The organism is Chryseolinea sp. T2 (assembly GCF_037203685.1).
In the GTDB taxonomy this organism is placed as follows: domain Bacteria; phylum Bacteroidota; class Bacteroidia; order Cytophagales; family Cyclobacteriaceae; genus Chryseolinea.
The window spans coordinates 175,017-196,168 of record NZ_JBBCAU010000007.1; the positions used below are offsets into that span (position 1 = coordinate 175,017).

The 21,152-nt window shown below is 47.7% G+C and carries 20 protein-coding genes; 8 read left to right on the forward strand and 12 right to left on the reverse strand.

The window, feature by feature from the left end; genetic code table 11:
* Positions 1 to 21 precede the first annotated feature (21 nt).
* From WBG78_RS21900 to WBG78_RS21910, 3 genes are all read right to left on the reverse strand, one after another.
* Positions 22 to 546, reverse strand: a complete 525-nt coding sequence (locus WBG78_RS21900) for a DUF6958 family protein (protein ID WP_337328633.1) — start codon at positions 544 to 546, stop codon at positions 22 to 24.
* A 171-nt stretch (positions 547 to 717) separates the two neighbouring features.
* Positions 718 to 3,369 carry an ABC transporter permease gene (locus WBG78_RS21905; protein ID WP_337328634.1) on the reverse strand — a complete coding sequence of 884 codons (2,652 nt, stop codon included), beginning with the start codon at positions 3,367 to 3,369 and terminating at the stop codon, positions 718 to 720.
* Between the two features lie 19 nt (positions 3,370 to 3,388).
* On the reverse strand, positions 3,389 to 3,730 hold the full coding sequence (locus tag WBG78_RS21910) for a PadR family transcriptional regulator (RefSeq protein WP_337328635.1): 342 nt from the start codon (positions 3,728 to 3,730) through the stop codon (positions 3,389 to 3,391).
* A gap of 255 nt (positions 3,731 to 3,985) precedes the next feature.
* On the opposite strand from WBG78_RS21910, the gene WBG78_RS21915 reads away from it, so the two are divergent.
* A complete protein-coding gene (locus tag WBG78_RS21915) occupies positions 3,986 to 4,456 on the forward strand; it encodes a DUF4920 domain-containing protein (RefSeq protein WP_337328636.1) in 471 nt (156 codons plus the stop codon).
* A 29-nt stretch (positions 4,457 to 4,485) separates the two neighbouring features.
* On the forward strand, positions 4,486 to 5,400 hold the full coding sequence (locus tag WBG78_RS21920) for a bestrophin family protein (protein ID WP_337328637.1): 915 nt from the start codon (positions 4,486 to 4,488) through the stop codon (positions 5,398 to 5,400).
* Positions 5,401 to 5,479: 79 nt separating this feature from the next.
* Here the strand turns inward: WBG78_RS21920 and WBG78_RS21925 are convergent, their stop codons facing one another.
* Positions 5,480 to 6,097, reverse strand: coding sequence for a hypothetical protein (locus WBG78_RS21925; RefSeq protein WP_337328638.1), 618 nt, complete (start codon positions 6,095 to 6,097; stop codon positions 5,480 to 5,482).
* A gap of 187 nt (positions 6,098 to 6,284) precedes the next feature.
* On the opposite strand from WBG78_RS21925, the gene WBG78_RS21930 reads away from it, so the two are divergent.
* Entirely contained in the window at positions 6,285 to 6,719 is a 435-nt protein-coding gene (locus WBG78_RS21930) for a DUF1761 domain-containing protein (RefSeq protein ID WP_337328639.1), read from the forward strand.
* Between the two features lie 133 nt (positions 6,720 to 6,852).
* On the opposite strand, the gene WBG78_RS21935 is transcribed toward WBG78_RS21930, so the two are convergent.
* The 7 genes from WBG78_RS21935 to WBG78_RS21960 form a co-directional block, all read right to left on the reverse strand.
* Positions 6,853 to 7,194 carry a hypothetical protein gene (locus tag WBG78_RS21935; RefSeq protein WP_337328640.1) on the reverse strand — a complete coding sequence of 114 codons (342 nt, stop codon included), beginning with the start codon at positions 7,192 to 7,194 and terminating at the stop codon, positions 6,853 to 6,855.
* A 168-nt stretch (positions 7,195 to 7,362) separates the two neighbouring features.
* Complete coding sequence (locus tag WBG78_RS21940) at positions 7,363 to 9,048, reverse strand: alpha-L-arabinofuranosidase C-terminal domain-containing protein (RefSeq protein WP_337328641.1); 1,686 nt, start codon at positions 9,046 to 9,048, stop codon at positions 7,363 to 7,365.
* Between the two features lie 37 nt (positions 9,049 to 9,085).
* Positions 9,086 to 9,346 carry a hypothetical protein gene (locus tag WBG78_RS21945; RefSeq protein WP_337328642.1) on the reverse strand — a complete coding sequence of 87 codons (261 nt, stop codon included), beginning with the start codon at positions 9,344 to 9,346 and terminating at the stop codon, positions 9,086 to 9,088.
* A gap of 55 nt (positions 9,347 to 9,401) precedes the next feature.
* Entirely contained in the window at positions 9,402 to 11,141 is a 1,740-nt protein-coding gene (locus WBG78_RS21950) for a PAS domain S-box protein (RefSeq protein ID WP_337328643.1), read from the reverse strand.
* Positions 11,142 to 11,163: 22 nt separating this feature from the next.
* The gene (locus WBG78_RS21955) at positions 11,164 to 11,796 is read right to left on the reverse strand and encodes a DUF6436 domain-containing protein (protein ID WP_337328644.1); all 633 of its coding nucleotides are present in this window, start codon (positions 11,794 to 11,796) and stop codon (positions 11,164 to 11,166) included.
* A 223-nt stretch (positions 11,797 to 12,019) separates the two neighbouring features.
* A complete protein-coding gene (locus WBG78_RS30785; protein ID WP_443092798.1) occupies positions 12,020 to 12,172 on the reverse strand; it encodes an EcsC family protein in 153 nt (50 codons plus the stop codon).
* Complete coding sequence (locus WBG78_RS21960; protein ID WP_443092794.1) at positions 12,133 to 12,771, reverse strand: EcsC family protein; 639 nt, start codon at positions 12,769 to 12,771, stop codon at positions 12,133 to 12,135. The genes WBG78_RS30785 and WBG78_RS21960 overlap by 40 nt, the downstream gene beginning before the upstream one ends.
* A 408-nt stretch (positions 12,772 to 13,179) precedes the next feature.
* Here WBG78_RS21960 and WBG78_RS21965 point away from each other — a divergent pair, with 408 nt between their 5' ends.
* Complete coding sequence (locus WBG78_RS21965; protein ID WP_337328645.1) at positions 13,180 to 15,609, forward strand: M1 family metallopeptidase; 2,430 nt, start codon at positions 13,180 to 13,182, stop codon at positions 15,607 to 15,609.
* 22 nt (positions 15,610 to 15,631) lie between these two features.
* Here the strand turns inward: WBG78_RS21965 and WBG78_RS21970 are convergent, their stop codons facing one another.
* A complete protein-coding gene (locus WBG78_RS21970) occupies positions 15,632 to 16,138 on the reverse strand; it encodes an MOSC domain-containing protein (RefSeq protein ID WP_337328646.1) in 507 nt (168 codons plus the stop codon).
* A gap of 60 nt (positions 16,139 to 16,198) precedes the next feature.
* On the opposite strand from WBG78_RS21970, the gene WBG78_RS21975 reads away from it, so the two are divergent.
* From WBG78_RS21975 to WBG78_RS21990, 4 genes are all read left to right on the forward strand, one after another.
* Positions 16,199 to 17,644, forward strand: a complete 1,446-nt coding sequence (locus WBG78_RS21975) for a M20/M25/M40 family metallo-hydrolase (protein ID WP_337328647.1) — start codon at positions 16,199 to 16,201, stop codon at positions 17,642 to 17,644.
* Between the two features lie 72 nt (positions 17,645 to 17,716).
* Positions 17,717 to 19,330 carry a M1 family metallopeptidase gene (locus tag WBG78_RS21980; RefSeq protein WP_337328648.1) on the forward strand — a complete coding sequence of 538 codons (1,614 nt, stop codon included), beginning with the start codon at positions 17,717 to 17,719 and terminating at the stop codon, positions 19,328 to 19,330.
* An 89-nt stretch (positions 19,331 to 19,419) separates the two neighbouring features.
* Complete coding sequence (locus tag WBG78_RS21985; RefSeq protein WP_337328649.1) at positions 19,420 to 20,025, forward strand: RNA polymerase sigma factor; 606 nt, start codon at positions 19,420 to 19,422, stop codon at positions 20,023 to 20,025.
* Positions 20,010 to 21,125, forward strand: coding sequence for a FecR family protein (locus WBG78_RS21990; RefSeq protein ID WP_337328650.1), 1,116 nt, complete (start codon positions 20,010 to 20,012; stop codon positions 21,123 to 21,125). The genes WBG78_RS21985 and WBG78_RS21990 overlap by 16 nt, the downstream gene beginning before the upstream one ends.
* Positions 21,126 to 21,152: the final 27 nt, after the last annotated feature.

Consider the following 21,152-nt stretch of genomic DNA (forward strand, 5'->3'; position numbering starts at 1 on the left):
GGCATGAACATATTGGTCCTGTTACTTCGAATGACGCAGCTTAATGAATTGATTTCTGGATTCGTCGATGAAAACGTCAAGGACTTCACGGAACTCCATGTCATTTTTTACCTGAATAATTAACCAGGTTAGGTGTCCACTCTGCCGCTCCGGAAATTGACGTACACCCAAATCGATGAGTCTGTTGAGGGATAATTCCTTATGTTTCTGAAGGGAGTTGGTAATCAATTCTGCAATCGGCTCATAATCCTTCCTCAGAATTCGCATAACGCGAGCCCCCTTTGCTCTTACCATCCTCACCTTAGCGGTGGGTACATACACTTCCACAAATTCCATGAGCGCCTGGTTGGTCGATTGAATTACATTATTCATAACGGTAAAATTAACCCCGCGATCATCACTGAACACGGATAATAGACAGTCGCCCGATATTCTTAGACGAACACCGGATACTACACCATCGAACACGATCTCGCTATCGGCAGCGATACGGTATGCATAACTCGAGTGTGTGCGTGTGGCCCGCTGATAACTGAAATCATCCATTCATCGAAGGCGAGTTTCCGATGGGTACTGATACAACAACAGGCACTTCACCCATCAAGTTGAAACAATACAATCATCATAAAAGAAAAGAGCTGACTGGCAGGTCAGCTCCTTGATGTGCTAAAGGTGTAATGTCTGTTCAAAGACTTCACGAAATCTGGGGGATCTATGTCATTCAGTTCGAAGACTGTTCACCGGATTAGCAATCGCAGCACGGATGGACTGATAGCTTACGGTGGCGCAGGCAATCATCAAAGCTATGAAACCAGCCACAGGAAAAACCCACCACGAAACATCGATCCTGTAGGCGAAACCTTCCAGCCATTTGGCAATCAGATACCACGCCAACGGGGTGGCTATTGCAACGGCAAGTACTACCAGACGCAGAAAGTCGCGTGATAAAAGCGACGTAATACCATAGACCGACGCCCCTAAGACTTTACGTATTCCGATCTCTTTGGTCCTTTGTTCTGCCATGAACGTCGCGAGTCCAAACAATCCCATGCAGGAGATGATAATGGACAAGGCAGCGAAAACGGTGAATAACGTTCCGGCCTGGCGTTCACCCTCATACTGGCGGTCGTAATCAGCGTCCATGAAACTGTACTCAAAGGGAAGCTCAGGGACGATCGACTTCCATTTTGCCTCAACAGAACTCATCAGCGCCGTTATATCCCCGGCATCCAGCTTCAGCACAATGCTCGACTGATCCTTGCCATATACGAGCGTCAGGGGCGCCACCTGCTGGCGAAGCGTACTGAAGTTGAAATCCTTCACAATACCGACCACGGTCAATTCCCTTACAGACTTTCCGGTGGCATCGTTCGGAGTATACAACTTCTTTCCTATCATACCAGAGCCACCCAGAAAACGAGCTGCGCTTTCATTAAGGATAACGGCCGAGCTATCCGATGCGATTTCTTTCGAGAAGTCGCGTCCTTCGGCAATGTGCATGCCCATGGTTTTTAAATACTGATCGTCGACACGCCACTCCTGCACACTCATCGCACCTGTGATATCCAGTGTAGGACTCTGAAAGAGAGTGTTGTTCGACCGCTGATAACTCACGGGCAAAAAGCCGGAGACCGTTACATTTCTGACTCCGGTGACCGATAATAAGCTGTTCTTTAGCGGCTCGATCCTGTTTCCGACTTGTCGCCCGTTGTTGATGATCAGAATCTGCTCACGATCAAAGCCGAGATCGCGCTTCCTGATGTAATCCATTTGCCTATAGATAACAATGGTTCCCGCGATCAGCGTCACCGACGCAACAAACTGGAATACTACGAGCGTGTTGCGCATCATCGAACGTCGTACACTTCCACTTCCTCCCTTCAACACAGCTACTGGTTGAAATGCCGAGAGGTAAAATGCCGGATAACTGCCGGACAACAAACCAACAACAAGAACCAGTGCGGCGAATGAAGCAATCATCGATGGCGAGTACAGGACATCAACCTCAAATGACTTACCAGTTAATATATTGAACTGTGGAAGCATGATTGCTGTGAGCGCAAGGGCGATGATCATCGCCAAAGCGCAGGTGAGCACTGATTCAAGAATAAACTGCTGAATAAGGCTGGATTTTACCGAGCCCAGAACTTTACGAACACCTACTTCACGCGCGCGCTTCGCTGACCGTGCCGTTGCAAGGTTCATGAAGTTGATTACAGCAATGATGAGAATGAAGACAGCAATAGCAGAAAACATATAAACGTATTCGATCTTACCGGTACCATACAGCTCACCTAACCGGTTCGAGTGCAAATGGATGTCAGGCAATGCCGTAAGAGAAGCGAGGAAAAAGTCACCCTGGCCTCTAAACTCTTCAATCGTCTTATTGATGATCATCTTAAGCTCCGGTCCGACGTGGCGATCCATCATCTTGTTTAATTCCACAGCAAGGGCATAAGGATCAGCATCTGGCCTCAACAACAAATACGTTGCATAGTTCTGGGCTCCGGCCCAAAGGTCTTCGTTCGCCCGATCATCATCAACCAGAGGAATAAAGCACTCGAAACGAAAGTGTGAGTTAGAAGGAATGTCTTTAATGACCGCCGTCACCTTGCGCGTCTTATTGTCGTCAATATTCAGTGTCTTTCCCAGGACATCAGTTGTTCCAAAGAATTTTCTCGCTATGGACTCAGTAAGCACAATTGTGTTTGGCTCATTTAATGCTGTCTTCGCGTTGCCGGCAACTATGGAAAGAGTAAACACATCAAACAGTGTACTGTCGGCAAAGCCTACATTTTGTTGCCGTACGCGCTCATCACCTACATTCACCAGCAGACTGCCAGCCCAACGAATTCGTGTGACTGCTTCGATCTGGGGAAATTCAGCTTTTGCAGTCGATGCAAAGCTTGCTCCTGCTGCGGCTACATCGATGTGATTGTCGCCAAATTTGATTTCATTATTTACGCGATAAATCCGATCTGCTTTTTCATTGAACCGATCGAAACTAAGTTCGTGCCGCACATAAAGCACGATCAGCATACACGCAGTTAGCGCAATTGCTAACCCGAAGATATTGATGCTGGAGTAGCCCTTGCTCTTCTGGAAGTTTCTCCAGGCAACGATGATGAAGCTCTTATACATACTATAGGTGTTTATGAATTGAGGGGATTGCCAGGGTCGGATAATGCCTGGCCGGAACAGGAGAATCAACTCTACCGCCAGACGAAAGTTTGCCATTCCTTGTCCATGCTTACTTATCCATTCACGATGGACCTCTATAAGGTCGCCTTCAATATGATCGGCAAGCCGCGGGTGGCAATACCACCGAAACAGCCGGAGCATGGCGCGTGGAGGTCCCGTGTAAGGCATGACAATTATTGATAAGGTGTTAGCCAGTAATCTTCAGCTTCAACGCAATCTTTGGGATTGCACCCCACAGCTCGTCGCGGGTTTCTTTCGCATGCTCCATTGCCCGCTTACCCAAGGCAGTTATCTGATAGTATTTGCGGGGCCTGCCCATTCGTTCTTCCGTCGCCTCTCCGTCCACTGAAATGATGTAGCCCTTTGTCTCCAGCCGCACCAGCGCCGTATGCATGGCGCCCATGCTTACCTTTCGCGAAAGCCGTCCTTCGATTTCGTTTTTGATCGCCACACCATAAGCTTCCTTGTACAGAATTGCAATGGTCAGGATAACGATCTCCTCGAATTCGCCGAGCTGATATTTCTTCATGATGGACTTATTTCCTAAATGTAGGAATAACAACCATGCCAAAACCCGACAGACGACTCCCATCGCAGCACAGAGATCAAAAAGGGCATTGCCTGGCCTTTCCCCGGCCTTGACCCACGTCCGTATGCGAACGTGCTTGCTCGGAAACGATCAGGCAATAATTCGATTCCTCCTGAGTTCATGAAGACGAAATCCACCGACCTCATTTTACAAATCCCAAATGTTCCTATTTTTGTTAATCAAATAATCCACGGTATGAGACTCATCCTTTCTTTAGCAGCGTTTCTTATAGTTAGTGTCGGACTCGCTCAGCCTCCCGATGTCCCCGCTACCCCCGGAACCACCTATGGCGAAGACGTAAAAGTCGCCGGAGCAACGCCGGTTGCAGAGTTGCCAAAGCTTTTGAAAGAGACTCAACCGCAGACGGTAAAAATCAAAGGAACAGTACTCGACGTCTGTCCTAAGATGGGATGCTGGCTTTCGTTGGAAATGCCTGATAAGTCTACTGTCTTTGTAAAAATGAAAGACTACGGGTTCTTTGTTCCCACAGCCTTAAAGGGAAAGACAGTGGTTATGGACGCCGAAGCGAAAGTGATTAAAACCTCTGTCGAAGAGCTCCGTCATTACGCAGAAGATGCCAAAAAATCGCAGGCTGAAATCGACGCCATTAAGGCCCCAAAGGAAGAAATCAGACTTACTGCCTCAGGAATTACCGTAGTAAAATAATGGAGTGACAGCTTATTACTTGTCACTGCATGCTCATCACGCCAACCGTACGACTTACCAGCATAGTCAAGGGCACCTGGAAACACTTCCTGATCGACCTTTGCGTTTGCATCGTTGCATACTTTTTCAATCAACATGTGCTGGCAAACTTGTTCGATGTCCCCCCTATCATTCCGACATTACTGGGTACGGCACTCGCATTCTTCATAGGTTTCAACAACAATCAGGCGTATGACAGATGGTGGGAAGCACGCAAAATCTGGGGCGCGCTGGTAAATGATTCACGTTCCTGGACCAGGCAACTTCTGCAATACACGCGCAACACCGAACAGCTTCCGGAAACTGAGCTGCTGGCCATCCGAAAAAAAATGGTGATGCGACACCTCGCATTTGTTTACGCACTGAAGGAATCACTCAGAGGTTCGTCTGCCAAAGTGTATCACGACTTCCTTTCTGAGGAAGAAATTAAGGCCGTAGAGCACGAGGTCAATCGTCCAAATGCGTTATTGATGATGCAATCGCGCGACCTGGAGTTTCTTTATCGCACCGGTGCGATTGACGGATTCAAGTTTTTGGAACTCAACCGGATGATCACGAACTTCTGTGATCAGATGGGACAGTCTGAAAGAATCCGGAACACAATCTTCCCGACCACCTATAGTTACTATTCCCGCTTCTTTATCTGGATTTTCATCATCTGCGTAACTCTTGTAACAGCTGACATGATCAACCTTTGGGCTATTGGCGCAGGTACTTTGGTGGGATACGTTTTTCTAACGATACACACCATCGGTCAGGCGCTGCTGAATCCTTTCGATTACATTCCGACGGGTATTCCTCTCGATCAGATTTCGCGAACAATTGAAATCAATTTGCTGCGTGCCATTGATCATCCGGAGATACCGGATCCTATCAAGAACCTGGACAATGAATATGTGATGTAATCTCTCTGACCGGCATTGCCCTTCAGGGAATGCAAAGACATGACCGGCGGCGACGTGACTGCATGTCAATCCGAACCCTCTAAAACTCAATCACGTTGCCTCCGATCGATGCCTTGCTAAGTACCATACCAACACCCCACGCGTCGCTGTACTCTTTTATAAACCCAACACCCGGAGCCAGTGAACTGGTATACTCCTCATCCACCCAACCTTTAGCATCAAAGTAGTAGTTCTTGCAATTGTTTACGGTCTTCGATGATGTTTCTATCGGGCCTATGTAGAGCACTACATCCATATAGTCGTCATTAAAGAACGGATACGTCCAGGTATCGCCCTCCTTTGCATCGAGCTTATACTTCAATTCCTCATTCTCCATGCTCTTCCTATACAGGTACACATTCTTCTGATCGTCCACGCGATAGTATGCTGAGTCAGCAATCGACTTGCCCGAGGGCACACTGGAAATGGTGAGATAATATTCATGTCCGTTCAGCTTAACAATTGCCTTAACCTCGCGATGTAACACTACATCGTCTGTCGCGCTATTGACACCAATGAAGTCCCAATAGTTACCAACCTCAAGAGGCAAATAGCCCGGCGACAATTTCACCGGGTCAGAACCACCATCATCACACGACGACAGAAGGCAAACAGCACATCCCAACCATAACGCGCGTACCAATCTCGCAGTCCTCATACTAGTTTCATTTTCATCATTCGAACACATCTTTTACACACATGATTGCGGGAAAAGATATCAGTCAATGCCCGATTCAATTTCAAAATCCGCAATACATCAGTATATTGACTTAGACACAACACCATGTCAAAAGGTTCGAAAGGCCCTTCCCAATATTCATTACCGAAACATCCCCTTTAATAATATGGACCAAACTCTCCAAGTCAGCTTTACGGCGATAATCGTCGCCACCATTGCAAATTTCTTCTTCGGATTCCTGTGGTACACCCCACTTTTTGGGAAGGCATGGGCGAAAGAATTAAAATTCGACATGTCCCGTACGCCGCAGAAAGGTGAAATGGCACGTGGACTGATCTTCAGTCTCATCGGCAACTTCCTGCTGGCATTCGTGCTCGCTCACAACAATGCCGCCTGGGGATTTGTCCCAGAGATGAAGGGTGCATCATCAGCAAGCATCATCGCCAACTCCGCGATATTTACGTGGCTCGGATTCTATTTACCTGTTGACCTTAACCGCGTGTCATGGGAAAGTGCATCGTGGAAATTGTTTTTTATTAATACCGTCTATCATCTGCTTTCACTGGTTATAGCGGCAGCGATTTTGACTTTAATGTCCTGAGGGAACATGATCATTCGCTTTGACTTCTTGTTCTTTGCCATGTGTCTTTCCAGATGGCAAAGCACGACTTACATGATGGCCAATACCATAATGTCAACAATCATCAAAAAGCGATCAAATTATATACGGAGCGCTAAGACAGATCTGCGATCCTGAAGACGAGTATCCCTACAAGCGCACTGGTGACGATCACATAGAATACCTGCAGTGCCTGCCGAACATTGGGGCGATTATTCAACATGCGACCCGAAACCGCAGTGAGCACCCAGAATACCAGGTTGAAGAAGATTAAAATAGGAAAGATGGTAAACGTCAAAAAGTATTTCCAGCTGAACCGTTGACTTGATGCTATGGGAGCTTCTCCCGATCCTGAGAGAGTAAGAACGCCAAAAATGTTTAGCGCAATTAATAAAATGGCTACTGTTGAAATAATTGTGCAACCATATAAGAGAGCCTTTCCTTTACCTGATGCCACTTTTTAAGCTGTTCAGTTGATGCCGAAAGTTAAATAATCAAAAAGATAATCCTCCAAGGTAGTCAGGTCCGCGAAAATATCCAAGACGTCGCGACAGGCCCTCTCACGGATCAGTTCAACTTAGTGAACTATCAGCCTAACTTAATAACAGTAAGCGTTCTATTGCTTTTACTTCAGTGGTATTCTGACAACGCTGAAGGACTGCTTGTCAAGGACAAGCGCCAGCTTATTTCCAGACACCGCCAACGTACTCTCCTTCGGCGCAATAGCCTGCGGATTTTCAAGACTGTTTACAGCATCAGGCTGCGCGTTCATTTTCCAGACACGGGCCTGACCGTTACGCTTTAGCGAACCTTTAACCTCCAATTCGACATTAGTTGTCTGTTGATTTGTGTTTACAAGTTTCAATATCAACTCATGACTTTGATCGTCGATTACCGCAGATGCGAAAAGACCATTCTCTCCTTCAACGGCATGGCTATTCGACAAGAGCGAAACAATCCGTGTTCCCTTGTTCACGGAGAACAATTTCTGGACATAGTAGTTCGGCGTACCAAACGAGCTGAGGTTATCGAACCAGATCAAATCAGGTGTCCATTGCCAGCCGTCTGTATGAGCAAACAGCGGGGCGTAAGAAGCCATGTAAACCACGTCGGCATTGCGTTCCAAACCCGTCATGAAGGCCGCTTCCGACATGGCACAAAGCCAGTTGTTCTTATTTTCAGGGCTGACGGTGGCAACGCTTTGCGCTGCATATTCACCGGCAAAGATCCTGGGACCATTTCTATCGTAGGAATCGTAACGGCCCGCATTCGAAAGAAACCATTCGGGCTTCTGATAGTAATGTTCATCGACGATATCCGCCTTCAATTCCTTTAACTCATTCGATGCAAAATTAAACAGCTCTCCATCCGCCGTAGGCCCGGCACTCGATACGAGTTTGATTTCGGGATACCGCGCGTGAATGGCGTCAGCGAAAATCTTATAGCGATCAATGTACTGAGGTCCCCATTGTTCATTGCCTATACCCAGATATTTCAAATTGAATGATTCGGGATGCCCCATTTCCGCGCGGACCTTTCCCCACTTTGACTGAGCAGAACCATTTGCAAACTCGATAAGATCGAGTGCATCCTGAAGATAAGGATCCAATTCATTCAGCGGCACCACTTCAGCTGAGTTGAATTGGCAGGCCATGCCACAATTGAGTATTGGAAGAGGTGCCGCACCAATGTCTTCGGCGAGCTGGAAGTATTCATAAAAACCAAGACCAAAGGTTTGATAATAATCCGGAGCGGGGCGATGTTTGAATTCATCATTCCATCTGTTCTTAATCATTTCACGCTGATTGATATCACCAACCGTCTTCTTCCATTGATAACGGGTATCAAGACCAAATCCTTCTACGATACATCCTCCGGGGAAACGAACAAATCCTGGCTTCATGTCCGCGAGCAATTGCACAAGGTCTTTCCGCAAACCGCCCGGCCGCTGCTTCCATGTATCCTGTGGAAAGAGCGAAATCATGTCAACATCGGTAACGCCTTTGCCTTTGAAAACAAGACTGACACTTGCTTTGGCGTCCGTGCCTTTCGAGGCGAGGTTGACACTGTAGTTTTTCCATTCCTTGCCCGCAATCTGAATCTCCGAGCTACCCAGTATCTTTCCTTCCTTTGAGACAATATCAACACGAAGAGTGCCCGACGTTCCATCTTCACGACGCGCCCAAACCGAAAAGGCATAGCTCTGCCCTTCTTTTATACCCATGCCCCGAAATCCTTCATTGGTGATCGTGAAGTCTGTGCTTGAATTTACGGTAACACGGGCGAAGTGAGGATTGACTGTATTTTCCACGCCGCGGTTGATCACCAGGACGGTGCCCGATTCCTTGTTAAGCGAAAACCCTGTTGTTATCCACCAGCGTCCAGCCCATGAGGGGCTGAGCAAATTCGAATGACCGATTCTTGATGAGTTCGGCATACAATCCACCATCAGCGCCAAAATTGATGTCTTCGAAAAAGATCCCCCACATGGTAGGCTGGATCTTTGCCAATGGTTTATCAGCTTGTGCGACGAGTTTTACCTGGCCGAAAGCATGATTAATCGAAAGCCAAATGGTGATAAGGCAGAGTACAGCAGCAAAGCGTTTCATGGTTTCAATTCAGTTTGAAACCCAATATAGTGAAACGTGATTTAGATCAACGCCCCTAGGCTTGAAGCTGTCGGCTCATAAGAGACGTAACATCCAGGCTCAGCCCGATCACCTTTTGAGGTCGGCCGGTGATATCGCGAACAATGTTGTATGATCCGTGCACAAACAGAGTTTCGCGCGAACGGTTTATTCTCTTGAATGTTCCTGAGCTGACCTGGCCGCTTTGAAGGTCGTCCCAGAATCTTCTGTATCCATCCGTGTCGGCTTCTCCTTCAGTAACAAACATCCGATGATGCTTGCCCTGGATCTCATCCAGTCTGTAACCCATCATCTTCAGGAACGATTCGTTTGCATCCAGCAGATGTCCGTTCAGAGAAAACTCCGCCGATCCAATCCCCGACGAGTTGAGTGCCTTCAGGCGTTCCTCATGCTCGAGTTGTTTGCGTCCCATCTCTTCCTGTGTGGCCTGCAATTCTTCCATGTTCTGACGCATCTCTTCTTCCTGAGAGCGCATCTCCTCGGTACGCTGCTCGCTGTCGGCCAGCAACAGTTTAATGCGCTGCGTTGTACGCGACGACAGGATTGCTGAAGCAATATCTTCTGCTGCGCGAATGATAAAATCCTTCTCGCACTGACGAAGCGGATTGAAAGATGCCAGCTCAATAACGCCTGCTATTTCATCGCTGGTCTTTACTGGCACGATGAATACACATCGCGGTATGGCCTCTCCGAGACCTGACGTAATCTTAAGATAATTTGATGGAACAGCCGTGAGATAAATGGCATCACGTTCAAGGAAACATTGTCCGACAAGTCCCTGTCCCGCTTCCACCCTTTGATCGATAAACTTTTTTCGGTTGTATGCATAGCAGGCAGCAAGTCTTAAATGTGCATCACTCGCTTCGCCCTCGCTGACAAACAATGCACCCTGATTCAAGCCTACATATTTGACCAACGTAGCAACAAACGCATCGGCCAAGGCAACCGGATCGTGGCCATGTTCACGAACGACGTCACCGATTTTTGTAATGCCGACGGTGATAAACTTTTCTTCTTCTTCCCGCTCGAGCGATGAACGAAGGCTGTCGCGCATTTTTACGAGAGACCTTCCAAGTTCATCTGAAGCATCCGTTACATCGTATTGGGTTTTCAGATCGCCTTGCGTGATCGCCTCCGCGAACTTCATATTGTTTTCAACATTTGATACCTGGCGCTCCAGCATCAGGGTCTTACTTGCATCCTCAATTACCGACTTCCCAAGATCATAACACCAGAAACCGCAGATGCCCATGATCACCGCAGCCAGACCAGCATGAAAAAGAAAAGCCTGAAGCGACATATAATCCAGCTGAGTAAAATAGATCTCACGATTGCCTGAATACTGGAGCCACGAAAACCATGCATGATGTATCACCGTAACAATGAACAGGGGCAGGATGAGTTTCCAGTTTCGATAAGTGATCAGCAATGCAGATCCAACAAAGAACATGAAGTGCATCTCAAACATACCATGCATCTGATAAATGAACTGCGCTGCGAAGAGTGCAAACACCACGCTCATAACGTAGTGGCTAAGCGATGACTCAGGTAACAGCAGCCGGCAACCGAAATATGCTACGAGGCTAAGACCGCCCACAGTGAGCGCGACAAACCAGGTATCGTAGAAGAAGGCGAGAAAGATCCCAAAGAAGAAATAGACAAGCAGCACATAGTTCATTATGCCGTCTGATTTCCGGTTGATGGATTGAAACGCGCGTGCGTGTTCTGCTTTGGATAATGTGATTGAGAGGGGCATTTTGAGGGACTTTTTTGTATTGTTAATAGAGCGACACCAGGTCCGGTTTATCCGGCTCGAGTTCACAGCCGTACGACTGCATGGCCAAAATTCCAAATTGAGGTGGCTGCTGATGGTTCAACAACGCTATGAGGGAAAGCTCTGCAAAGTTGGTAGCTCTTGAGGTGCAATAACGTGACACATTGTAGTTACCCCGGTAAAACAGGGAACCACTACCATCAACAATGGCAGCTTGTGGCGTCGAGTATACGCCGCACGCCCGGGCAATGGTACCATTCTCATCCTGAACGATCCGAACCTGTTCACCAAAGGCCTTTCTTGCCCTTTCAATGTCAGCGTTCGACTCAACAACGACAGCAATTGCAACGCTGTCACTATACGTTCTGATCAGACTTCTGAGATGCTGAACATTAAATCTGGAACAGGGACAATCCGGATTATAGAAATGGAGAAACCAGGCGGTGCCCGCCTTAAGTTCACTTGGCAGCTGAATGGAATCGCCAATCGCCACAGGGACATACTTCTCCGGAACAGGAGTGGGTCTTCTGTACTGCAATTCCTGTTTCCAAAAAACACAGCCCACACAAAGCATGCAACATGCAAGCAGAGCCAAAGCAATTGCCGTACGCGAGCGTCGGCTAGCGAAAAAAGTCATCAGTCGAATATCAAGGATTTCAATCCGGAGCTGAAAAACCAGCAGGCTCCTGGGTCAGAGCAAACCGGTTGGGCTAAACAGTACAACCCCGGATTTCGCACACAAGTTATATGTTCCGACATTTTGATTCGCCATGAAATCGACGAGATGGGTCATCAGGCAAGATAATCGAACTGAAATTGACGATAAGCCGACGAGGTGGTCGTAGCCGAAATCGTTTCCATTAGCCTCGATCGTGAACGATTTTCCCCAACCACCTCATGCGATAGGCGTTCTTTGCCGTCTCGCCAAGCCTTCGGGTGAGGCGATAATTAACAACAGTTCCAACCGCTGCGCCTATACCAGGTACCAGTTGTAAAAGCTTTGACAGATCAATGTAGTCGCGATATTCCTGTTGAAACGTTCGCCAGTCAAATGCCTCAAAGTGTCGGGCATTTTCCTTCGCTGCTCCTCCCAATTGTTTACTACATCCAGCAGCTCGCGCTTCCGGTCATAACCCGAGAACGTGAGCTCAAAGATGCGCAAGAGAAATACCCGCTCCTTATAGTCTGTGGCATCGTAACCATAAATGGATGCTATCTCAAACAACATCTTCATCTTCAATGTCAGCCACAGAGGAAAGTCGGCAAGGCCGAGCAGGATCCCACCTGCTCCGGTTAATGCACCTTCAGCTGCAGCAGTCTTTGCGTAAAAAGCAATGCGACCATCTGCCTTCGACTCCGCCTCCTGAAATGGAATGTTTGCAAGCGGATCCATCGACGTATATCCAATTCCAAAGCAAACTGCCTCGGTCATGTGCTTCACCGCCGACGTGATAGCGGCGTGGACCTTCTCAGGAATGATGCTGTTGATCTTCTTTTGAAAACGACGCGCTAATTGGGTGGAGTAATAGGGCTCCTTCCTGATAGCTGCCGACCAGCTGTCAACCGCCCGAACGACGTGATCTTTATATACAATGTCGTTAGCTGTTTCCATGGCACATATCCTCAGGCATATTATCTCAGGTTATCCTCCCTACACATCTTAAGCCAACTACTTCAAAAGTATGTTCATAAGGCGCCAATTTTCCGTTCATCAGACTCACCCTTTTAGCGTCGGAAACCTGTATGCAAGAGCATTTTTTGATTTCTCCTGACAGATTGACACGGAAAGACTTCAGATCAATTGACACGCGCTTGATGAACCCTTAATGAACCCTTAATGAAAGGTCAATGAAACGTCGACTTGTTGCTGCGCAGGTTCTCAAGACTCGGAACAGCGTGAGGTTCGCAAACAAAACCTGCCTAAAAGTCATGAATGCTCAGGGATACCAATAAGCGGCTATTCCAAGCTCATCTTTGACTATTTTTGAAGCTGTTGTCTTAAACTATTCAACATTTCATCATGAGGATTTACGTGCTCCTGCTTCTGACATTGTCATCTCTTTCTTTAATCGGTCAACCCGTCGATCGCGGCGAGACCTATCAGCCCACTACCGAAAAGAAGATCAGTCTTATCCATACCAAGCTCGAAGCAAGCTTTGACTATGCAAAGTCACAAATGGCGGGCAACGTAGCCATCACCCTGCGACCATACTTTTATCCAACCGATTCTGTCCAGCTCGACGCAAAAGGAATGGACATCCATCGCGTTTCCATGAACAACCAGGACCTGCGTTACAGGTACGATGGCCTGATCCTTTCCATCAAACTTGGCCGCATCTATAAGGCAGATGAGCAGGCAACTATCGATATTAAATATACGGCTAAACCTTCGACCTTCCAGGCGAAAGGAAGCGCCGCCATCAACGATGCACGGGGTATGTACTTTATTAACCCGACAGGAAAAGAAAAGAACAAACCAACCCAGATCTGGACACAGGGTGAGACTCAGGCCACATCGGTGTGGTGTCCGACAATCGACCATCCCAACCAGAAGTGTACAAGCGAGATGATCCTCAGGGTTCCGTCAAAATATGTATCACTGAGCAACGGTAAATTGATAGGTCAGCAGAACAACGCTGACGGTACGCGCACGGACCACTGGAAGATGGAACTTCCACATTCACCATACCTATTCTTCATAGGCATCGGCGACTACGCAATCATCAAAGACAAATACAAGCAGATGGAGGTAAACTACTACGTTGAAAAGGAGTATGCCCCGGTAGCGCGCAAGATATTCGGCTACACACCTGAGATGATAGGACTTTTTGAACGACTTACCGGCGTAGATTATCCATGGGTCAAGTACTCGCAGATGACAGCCCGCGATTATGTAAGCGGGGCCATGGAAAATACAACGGCAACACTACACGGATCGAGTGCCCAGCAGGACGCACGACAGCTGGTTGATGAAAATTCCTGGGAACGCGTTATCTCTCACGAACTTTTTCATCAATGGTTTGGCGATTATGTGACTGCCGAAAGCTGGAGCAACCTCAGTATGAACGAGTCGTTCGCCACCTATGCAGAATATCTGTGGGACGAATACAAGCATGGAGCAGAGTATGCACACAGCAGCCTTGTCACCGATCATGAAACTTATTTGAACGATTCCTCAAGCTACGAGAAAGATCTCGTACGGTTTCACTATAACGAACGTGAAGACATGTTCGACAACGTAAGTTATCAGAAAGGTGGCGCGATCCTTCACCTGCTTAGAGTGTATGTTGGAGACAGCGCCTTTTTCAAAGGCTTGAAAAACTATCTCGTCAAAAACAAGTTTGGTAACGGGGAAGCACATCAGTTGCGTTTGGCCCTCGAAGAAGTAAGTGGACAAGACCTGAACTGGTTCTTTGACCAATGGTTCTTCAATCACGGTCATCCGATGGTCGACATTACTTACGATTACAGTGTAAAGAATCGGGTTACGGTTAACATCGTTCAAACGCAGCCTTACGTGTTCCGAATCCCGTTAAAGATCGATGTTCATGAGGGCACCAAACGAACAACTTATAATGTCCTGATCGACGAAGCGCGCGAACAGTTCACGTTTCCCTACAGTCAAATGCCCGATCTCGTAAACGTAGATGCCGATAAGTTCATGCTCTGGCAAAAGGCAGATCGCAAGACTCTCGATAACTATCTGTTCCAGTATCAAAGCGGTAATTTCGTTGACAGACTTGAAGCCGTGCATGCTGCTCTGTACACTTCGGAGAACCCGAAGAGCCAAAACCTCTTAAAGGCGGCGCTGAAAGACAAGTCGGAGCGCATCAGGGTTGAAGCACTCCGGTATTTGCCACAACTGCCCGCACCAGTCAAGGAAACGCTCACCCCATCCGTTGTGGAAGCCGTGAACGACAAGCGCCCTCTGGTTCAGGCCGAAGCAATTGATTTCCTGGCATCGCTTGAACAACCAAAGTATGCCGATACATTCAGAAAACACCTGAACGACTCATCGTATTCTGTCGCCGGCAATGCGCTGTCAGGTCTGATGACGCTGTATCCCAAAGAGGCGACCGCAGTTGCCCTTAATCTTAAATCTGCATCAGTCAAAGGCAATCTTGCTGCAGTAGTGGCAAGCACACTAATGGAGACTAATAGTCCTGAACACTTCGAGTTCATCATCAACTACTTTAATGATCTTGAATGGTATGAGTCTGCAGGCATGGCGCAGTCGCTTGCAGAATATGTGGCTCAATTGAAAGACGAGAAGTTAGTCATGCGCGGAGTTGACCTTCTGGCAAAAACCAAAGAACAGATACCTGAGGCTTACAAAGCTATGTTCGAGCCCACCGTTTCCTTCGCCATCAAGCATGTGGCTGACAAGAAACGAGAGGCAGGAAAAAAGAAACTGGCAGCTGATATTGAAAAGCGGGTGACAGGAATTTGAGAGCCCTGTTGTCCGCAGGCAATTAGTCCTGTGATTTTACTTCAGTATCTTCAGTTACGATCGGAGTTAACCGATCTCCGACACTGATTCGCCCGCTTTGGATTACCTTAGCGGTGATGCCTCCATGCCCGCGCATAGCATTGTATGCACCAGGACCAAATGCTTCTTCCATCCTGCTGCAGGGATGACAATCTCCGGAGTAACGAAGCACTGCTTCTCCGAGCCGGAAATCTTTATCTTTCAATGACAGCAGATTGATCCCGCTCACCAGAATGTTTCTTCTCGTGAGGGTGAAGTCGATGCTTTCAACTCCCAGTATAGATGCGACGGCTGACAGATGCTCGGCCTGGATTAATGTTACCTGTCTCACCCCACCGCGGCCTTTGTAACGGTCACCCTGCAGGCCAAGTCCGGCAGCAGCCTCTACGTTATTTAGTTCGACAACGTTTGCCCTTCGTTCGGGGCGCACAGTAATGCGCTCTACCAAACCGTCCTGACGAAACGTCTTCATCAGCTCTTTTATTTCCATAGACTATTGAAGCAAATGTGATATTTTCGTACGCCTGTATATTCCCCGACACTTTCAAGAATGAAACGTTTTTTTCTCGCGCTGCTTGCAGCAATTTTATTAGTGATTGTCATTGTGTTGTTCAAGACATACACATTCAAATCAACACAGCTTACTTTCCCGTCTTCCCAGGCCGCCACTCCTTCGGAAGGCACAATACAGCATCTCTCAGATGCTATCAAATTCAAGACCATAAGTTACGGCGACACCAGCAAACTGGACACCGCTGCTTTCTTCGGATTGCATCGCTTTTTGCAAAAAACCTATCCACTTACGTTTAGTAAGCTGACATTAACCAGGGTAGCGAAATACAGTCTTCTTTTCCGATGGGCTGGCTCACGTGCTGACCTGAATCCCATTATTTTTATGGCACACCAGGATGTTGTTCCTGTTGAAGAGGCGGCAGCATCTCTGTGGACAGTTGATCCATATGCCGGAACTGTAAAGGATGGATCGATATGGGGACGTGGCACTGCCGACGATAAGATTAATCTCATTGCAATGCTTGAAGCTGTTGAGGCATTGTTAGCAAAAGGTTACACGCCATCGCGAACACTTTATCTCTGCTTCGGTCACGACGAAGAGATGGGCGGTTATGGTGCCCAAACCATGGCGAAACTCCTGCTCGATGAAGGCATACATCCCGACCTGATTCTGGATGAAGGAGGAATTGTAACAAGAGAAAAAGTGCCTGGAATGAAAGTACCTGTCGCATTGATTGGAACCTCAGAGAAAGGATATATGACCGTCTCGCTTTCGGTTGAGAAAAGCGGTGGTCATTCGTCGATGCCGGAAACAGAGACCTCGATCGATATTCTGACCAAGGCGATCGTACGACTGCGCGAACATCCATTTGAATCGCGTTTCTCCCCTTCAACCGAGGGGTTCATGCGCAACCTCGGACCCGAAATGCCCTTTACGAATCGTATGGCCTTTGCTAACCCGTGGCTGTTTACACCGATGATAAAGGGTATCTATGAACAATCAGCAGGTGGCAACGCGATGATCAGGACAACGCTCGTACCAACCATCCTTGATGCAGGCATAAAGGACAACGTAATCCCTACACGTGCGGAGGCTTCTGTAAATGTGCGATTGCTTCCGGGTGACAGCTCATCCTTCGTCCTTTCACGGATAACGGAAATCATCAACGACGATCGTGTTAAGATTGCCAGACAAAGCCAGTTTGTTCATGAGCCCTCAGCGGTTACGGATGAAACTTCATATGCCTACCAGGTGGTAAATGAAGCGGCCAAGCGCTCATTCGACAACGTCATTACAAGCCCGTTCCTGATGATCGGTGCAACAGACTCCCGTCATTTCGCAAAAGTATCATCAGGCATTATCAAGTTCAGTCCTATGATCGACCCCGTAGGATTTCACGGCATCGATGAACGGGTAAGTCTGGAAGGCTACGGCAGAGCACTGCTGTTTTACGATCAGCTGATTGCCATTATCAACCGCTAGTGCAGAGAATGGGCCTCCCCTTTTAAATAATTGGAGGCACAACTATTGCTACTTCGGAATTATATTTCCGGAATGAAGGCCACCATTAGGATTGCAATTGTTTTAACCCTGTGCGTCGCAGCAGCGCAGGGCCAGCCTCTAACCAGACAGGACACCTTACGCGGCACGATCACGCCGGAGCGAAAATGGTGGGACGTACTCAAGTACGATGTGTCTGTCGAACCAGATTTCGCCGCCAAAACAATCCGGGGTAAAAACGTCATCACCTTTAAGGTACTTTCCACCGGTTCGGTCATGCAAATTGACCTGCAGCAGCCGATGCAAATCGACTCCGCTGAAATGAATGGTGAAAAAGTTCAGTACACCAGGGATGGAAATATCTATTTGCTGAACCTTAGCTCTTCTCTTAATTCCGGCCAACAGGCAACGTTGAGGCTGGTGTATTCCGGCAAACCCAAAGAAGCAAAAAATCCTCCCTGGGACGGCGGATGGATATGGGCACGTGATAAGAAGAATCGACCATGGATGTCGGTGGCTTGTCAGGGCCTTGGGGCAAGTGTGTGGTACCCTTGCAAAGATCATCAAAGCGACGAGCCCGACAACGGTGCTACATTAAGCATGATCGTAGCGGATACACTCGTGGCCGTTGGCAACGGAAGGATGCTTAACAAGCAACCGTACTCCAATGGGAAAGTTGCCTACACCTGGGGAGTGAAGAATCCCATCAACAACTACAATATCATCCCTTATATAGGGAAGTATGTTCATTGGAGCGAAGTTTATTCCGGAGAAAGTGGAAAGCTTGACTGCGATTACTGGGTACTTGACTATGAACTTGACGCTGCAAAAAAACAATTCGCACAGGTAGTACCCATGCTCAAATGTTTTGAGCACTGGTTCGGACCTTATCCCTTCTATGAAGACGGTTATAAGCTTGTTCAATCGCCTCATCTTGGTATGGAACATCAGAGTGCCGTTGCCTATGGTAACAAGTTTGGAAACGGATACCTCGGCCGTGACCTTTCCGACTCAGGCTGGGGACTTAAATGGGATTTCATTATAGTACATGAGAGTGGTCACGAGTGGTTTGGAAACAACATCACTTCCAAGGACGTTGCCGACATGTGGATACACGAATCATTCACAAACTACTCGGAGACAATATTCACGACTTGTCAGTATGGCGTAAAAGCCGGCGATGACTACAGTATCGGCAGCCGCCGCAACATCGACAATGATGCGCCGATCATTGGCACCTATGGTGTGAATCGCGAGGGAAGCGGCGACATGTATCCAAAGGGTGGCAGCATGATCCATAATATTCGTCAGCTGGTTAACAATGATGAGAAGTTCCGCACGATCCTGCGCGGACTCAATTCAACTTTTCGTCATCAAACAGTAACAGCTGCGGATATCGAAAATTATATGAGCACGGCATCGGGTATAGACCTCTCCCCGATCTTCAAACAATATCTCACAACCACAATGGTTCCTAACCTTGAATTCAGGAAGGAAGGAAAGGTAACGCGTTGTCGCTGGACCAATGTTGTAGACGGTTTCGCGATGAAAGTAAAGCTCACGAATGGCACATGGATATCGCCCACATCGCTATGGACGACAGTACCTGGAGGTGCCATCCCGACTCCCGATCGGAATTTCTACATCACGACAAGCACGGTGAACTAGGGGGGGTTCCAACATTTTGACATTCCCACAATGTGAATTCAAAACGTTTGCGTAACTTACTTTTTTAATTTTTAGCTTACTTTTTAAACGTGCGATTAAAGCTAGACCACCCCGAGGATGAGATCGAGAGATGGAATGCAATGCGCCACGGCGACGCGCTGTCTTTTCAATGGCTCTATCTTCGAAACTTTCAGCCGCTCTACTCCTTTGGAAAAAAGATCGGAGTAACTGAAGAAGCACTTCTTCAATCAATCCACGATGTTTTCGCTGACCTGTGGTTTTATCACGAAAATCTTTCTGAGACCCATTCGGTTAAACTTTACCTGTTCAGGTCATGGAGACGAAAAATAAATCGTCACATCAGCAGCCAGGCACTTATAGATTCACTGGAGGCGCTTCTCGAAGAGCTTCCAGTTTATGAAGACAACGAATTAAGAGATGAAGCGTTTTGCTCCGATGGTCCGGAGCTGCAGGCACAAACGCTGAGAAAGCTAATCAACGATCTCTCTCCCCGACAATATGAAGCACTGGTATTAAGGTGCCACAATGAGTTCAATTACCGCGAGATAGCCGAAATTCTCGACATCAATGAAGGCGATGCCGAATCACTTGTAGAGCGCGGGCTGAGTCATCTGAAAAAGTTCGCGAAGTATGTGATGACCATAGGGCTAATGCTTATATGGAGCGGTATCTGAACTATTCATGCATCGAATTCGTCCACGACGATGATTTTCTCAATTGGGTCAATCACGGCAAATACAACATATTGCTCGATCAGCGATGGAGGAATTGGATCGACAATAATCCGCACAAGGCTGACGATATTGAAGAAGCAAGACTGTTTGTGTTAACGGTTGCCCAGGAGCCTTCGGTGCTTGCCTCCCGTTTAATGCGAGAAGAAGTTTGGCGACGGATCGAGACTACGCTTTGTGAGAACGATGCACCCATTCATCAGCCGCCACTGATATCCCGCTGGTACAGCAAGCTGGCAGTTGCTATTGGATTGATCATTGCCTTTTCGTTGCTGGCCGGTCACCGTGAATCGAAAGTGCCGGCATTAAAAATTCAGGATGCTAAAGTAGAGACGGGATCTCCCAACACAATTCTTGTTAAGTCCGCCGCTGAGTCCAAGACCCTGGTGTTAACGGATGGCAGCTCGATAGTTCTTATGCCCGGAAGTACGCTTGAGTATCCGCGCGATTTTGGCGAGTTAAATCGGGAGGTCTACTTATCGGGCGAAGCCTACTTTGAAGTATCAGCAGAGAATAATCAACCCTTTGTCGTTAACACATCATCGCTGACATTAGCGGCGTTGGGCACGAACTTCAACGTAAGAAGTTATGAAACTGAAGATGACACGAGGATACAGGTGAAGAACGGCCGAGCGTCGGTTTCTGAAAATACCACAAGTTCCACCAATAGCATCGTTCTTCTTTCAAATCATCAGATCGTTTACAGGCATTCCAATCAGGACATGGTTCGGTCGCTTGTAGATAACCCCGGCATTCTGGTCCCTGTTGCACAGGCGAACTTCGTGTTCGAGGGCACACCTATCACCGCGGTGCTCAAATCAATCGGAAACGCCTACGGTATTGATATCTCTTTTAACGAGTGGCAGTTTTCTGGTTGTAACCTTAATGCCGATTTGAATGAGTTGCCGCTGTACGGCAAGCTCAAAACTATATGCGACAAAGTAGCCTGTACCTATGAAGTGGTGGACGAGCGAATTGTAATGCACGGAGGAAATTGTGGAAGTGAACTGGCGGCGACCGTGAACAGATTAAAGGGGAGGTAACACTTGTAAGCCCGGAGAGTTTATCTG